Here is a 3,885-nt window from a genome sequence, read left to right as displayed (position 1 = left end):
GCTAACGCGATGAAAGGCTAAGTAGCAAAATGGATATCCGCGCCGCAGAAATTTCCAAGGTCATTAAGGACCAGATCGCCAATTTCGGCACCGAAGCTCAGGTTTCGGAAGTCGGTAGCGTTCTGTCCGTTGGTGACGGTATCGCCCGTATTCACGGCCTCGACAATGTTCAGGCTGGTGAAATGGTCGAGTTCGCCAACGGCATTCAGGGCATGGCCTTGAACCTTGAAGCGGACAATGTCGGTGTCGTTATTTTCGGAACCGACAGCGAAATTCGCGAAGGCGACGTTGTAAAGCGTACCGGCACGATCGTTGACGTTCCCGTCGGCAAGGAATTGCTTGGCCGCGTTGTTGACGGCCTTGGCAACCCAATTGATGGCAAGGGCCCGCTCAAGACCACACAGCGCAGCCGCGTTGAAGTCAAAGCGCCAGGCATCATCCCGCGCCAATCGGTTTCGGAACCTGTCCAGACTGGCCTCAAGGCGCTCGACGCGCTCGTTCCTGTTGGCCGTGGCCAGCGCGAATTGATCATTGGTGACCGTCAGACCGGTAAGACAGCAGTCGCCATCGACACGTTCATCAACCAGAAGGAAGTGAACAAGGGCACTGACGAATCGAAGAAGCTTTACTGCATCTACGTTGCCGTTGGTCAGAAGCGTTCGACCGTTGCGCAAATCGTTCGTGCATTGGAAGAACAAGGCGCGATGGAATATTCGATCGTTGTCGCTGCAACCGCTTCGGAGCCTGCACCGCTTCAGTATCTCGCGCCTTACACCGGCGTTGCGATGGGTGAATATTTCCGCGACAACGGCATGCACGCCGTCATCGTATATGACGATTTGTCGAAGCAAGCTGTTGCCTATCGCCAGATGTCGCTTCTTCTGCGTCGTCCTCCAGGCCGTGAAGCCTATCCTGGTGACGTTTTCTATCTCCACAGCCGTTTGCTTGAGCGCGCGGCAAAGATGTCCGATGCCAATGGCGGTGGTTCGTTGACGGCATTGCCGATCATTGAAACACAGGCTGGTGACGTTTCGGCGTACATTCCAACCAACGTGATTTCGATCACCGACGGTCAGATCTTCCTTGAAACCGACCTGTTCTTCCAGGGTATCCGCCCTGCGATTAACGTTGGTCTGTCGGTTAGCCGCGTTGGTTCGGCTGCGCAGACAAAGGCGATGAAGAAGGTATCGGGCTCGATTAAGCTTGAGCTTGCACAATATCGCGAAATGGCTGCGTTCGCGCAGTTCGGTTCGGATCTCGACGCGTCGACGCAAAAGCTGCTTAACCGCGGTGCGCGCCTGACCGAGCTGTTGAAGCAGAAGCAATTCTCGCCACTGCCTTTCGAAGAGCAGACCGCGTCAATCTTCGCAGGTACCAATGGCTATCTCGACGGCATTCCAGTCGCCGACGTGAACCGCTATGAAGACGCCATGCTGGCTGACCTTCGTGCCAACCATGCTGGCATCCTGAAGACCATTCGCGATAGCCGCGACTTCAGCGACGACAGCAAGAAGGCGCTGATGGCGGCTCTCGACAAGTTCACGAAGAATTTCGCTTAACAATCACCCGTCATGCTGAACTTGTTTCAGCATCTTAATTAAGACCCTGAAACAAGTTCAGGGTGACGGCAAAGGGAAGAATAGATGGCGTCTCTTAAGGCCCTCAAAATGCGGATCAACTCGGTCAAGTCGACCCAGAAGATCACCAAGGCGATGAAAATGGTCGCTGCTGCGAAACTGCGTCGGGCAACCGAAGCAGCTGAAGCATCACGCCCATATGCCGAACGACTGGAAGCGGTCGTATCAAGCATCGCGTCGAAGGTAACGGTCGGTCCACAATCGCCAAAGCTGCTTGCTGGTTCAGGCAACAGCGACGTGCATCTGTTCGTTGTCGCCACCAGCGACAAGGGCCTTGCTGGCGCATTCAACACCAACATCGTCCGTCTTGCCCGCCGTCAGGCAGAAGCATTGAAGGCCGAAGGCAAGACCGTCAAATTCTACACCATCGGAAAGAAAGGCCGCGATCAGCTCAGCCGGACTTTCCGTGGCGATATCATCCACAGCATTGAACCGGGCGATTTGGGCAAGCTCACTTACGCTGATGTGCAAGCATGGGGTGAAGATTTGACCGCACGTTTTGAAGCGGGCGAATTTGACGTCGCGCATCTGTTCTTCAGCAAGTTCGAAAACGTCCTTACGCAAACGCCAACGCAAATTCAGCTGATGCCAGTTGCCGTCACCGCGGGTGAAGGCGATGCCGTCGGCGTTTCTGCAACGGTTGAATATGAGCCAGACGAAGAAGAAATTCTCGCTGACTTGCTGCCACGCAATGTTGCCGTTCAGCTGCTTCGCGCAAACCGCGAAAATGCTGCGTCCGAGCAAGGTTCAAAAATGACCGCGATGGACAACGCAACGCGCAATGCGGGCGACATGATCAACAAGCTGACTATTCAATATAACCGCACGCGTCAGGCGGCGATTACGACTGAACTTATCGAAATTATCGCAGGCGCAGAAGCGCTTTAACGACATCCAAAGGCAAGGAAGAAGCAAATGGCAACCGCCCCGAAGAAGACCGCCGCTCCAAAAAAGGCCGCAGCACCCGCCGCAGCCGCTAAAAAAGCGCCTGTGAAAAAAGCTGCTGCAACCAAGGCTCCCGCTCCAAAGGCTGGTGCTGGCCAAACCGCGATTAACGTTGCCGGTGCAACGGGCCGCATTTCACAGGTCATCGGCGCTGTTGTCGACGTAACCTTCACTGGCCAGCTGCCGGCCATTTTGTCGGCACTTGAAACCGATAACAACGGCAACCGCCTCGTCCTTGAAGTTGCACAGCATCTTGGCGAAAACACCGTTCGCACGATCGCAATGGACGCGACCGAAGGTTTGACCCGCGGTCAGCCCGTGCGTGACACCGGTGCGCAGATTTCGGTTCCAGTTGGTCCAATGACCCTTGGCCGCATCATGAACGTTATTGGTGAACCAATCGACGAGCGTGGCCCTGTTGGCGCTGCAAAGTCGAACCCAATCCACGCAGAAGCGCCTTTGTTCACCGACCAGTCGACCGAAGCGGAAATTCTCGTCACCGGTATTAAGGTTATCGACCTTCTCGCGCCTTATGCAAAGGGCGGCAAGATCGGTCTGTTCGGCGGTGCCGGCGTTGGTAAGACCGTTCTTATTCAGGAACTGATCAACAACATCGCAAAGGGCCATGGCGGCGTTTCGGTGTTTGCTGGCGTGGGTGAGCGTACCCGCGAAGGTAACGATCTGTACCATGAATTCCTCGATGCAGGCGTTATCGCCAAGGATGCCGACGGCAACCCAACCCCAGAAGGTTCGAAGGTTGCGCTGGTGTTCGGCCAGATGAACGAGCCTCCCGGTGCGCGTGCACGTGTTGCTTTGTCGGGTCTGACCATGGCGGAATATTTCCGCGATGAAGAAGGCCAGGACGTTCTGTTCTTCGTCGATAACATCTTCCGCTTCACGCAAGCCGGTTCCGAAGTGTCCGCACTTCTTGGCCGTATTCCTTCGGCTGTGGGCTATCAGCCAACGTTGGCAACGGACATGGGCCAGTTGCAAGAGCGTATTACGTCGACCACCAAGGGTTCGATTACCTCGGTTCAGGCGATTTACGTTCCTGCAGATGACTTGACCGACCCTGCACCAGCAACGTCGTTCGCCCACTTGGACGCAACGACCACGTTGAACCGCGCAATTTCGGAATTGGGTATCTACCCAGCCGTTGACCCGCTTGACTCGGTTAGCCGCGTTTTGACACCAGCCGTTGTTGGCCAAGAGCATTATGACACGGCACGCCGCGTTCAGGAAACGCTGCAGAAGTACAAATCGCTTCAGGACATCATCGCGATTTTGGGCATGGACGAATTGT

Annotated in this window: 3 protein-coding genes; all 3 read left to right on the top strand. The window is 55.4% G+C overall.

Annotated elements, in window-relative coordinates; genetic code table 11:
• Window positions 1-29 precede the first annotated feature (29 nt).
• Window positions 30-1,559: a F0F1 ATP synthase subunit alpha gene (gene atpA / locus ACILQA_RS10390; RefSeq protein ID WP_395629624.1), complete on the top strand. Its 1,530-nt coding sequence runs from the start codon at window positions 30-32 to the stop codon at window positions 1,557-1,559.
• Window positions 1,560-1,643: 84 nt separating this feature from the next.
• Entirely contained in the window at window positions 1,644-2,525 is an 882-nt protein-coding gene (locus tag ACILQA_RS10385; protein ID WP_324479431.1) for a F0F1 ATP synthase subunit gamma, read from the top strand.
• Window positions 2,526-2,552: 27 nt separating this feature from the next.
• The coding region (gene atpD / locus ACILQA_RS10380) for a F0F1 ATP synthase subunit beta (RefSeq protein WP_395629623.1) at window positions 2,553-3,885 on the top strand (1,333 nt) is incomplete at its 3' end.

This window comes from Sphingorhabdus sp., from assembly GCF_044239005.1.
Lineage (GTDB): Bacteria > Pseudomonadota > Alphaproteobacteria > Sphingomonadales > Sphingomonadaceae > Sphingorhabdus_B.
The sequence above is the reverse complement of the archived record's forward strand: the minus strand, read 5'-3'. Positions and strand labels throughout refer to the sequence as shown.

Coding starts and splice junctions, on each gene's coding strand:
- atpA (WP_395629624.1), top strand. CDS start 30: ATGGATATCCGCGCCGCAGAAATTTCCAAGGTCATTAAGGACCAGATC.
- ACILQA_RS10385 (WP_324479431.1), top strand. CDS start 1,644: ATGGCGTCTCTTAAGGCCCTCAAAATGCGGATCAACTCGGTCAAGTCG.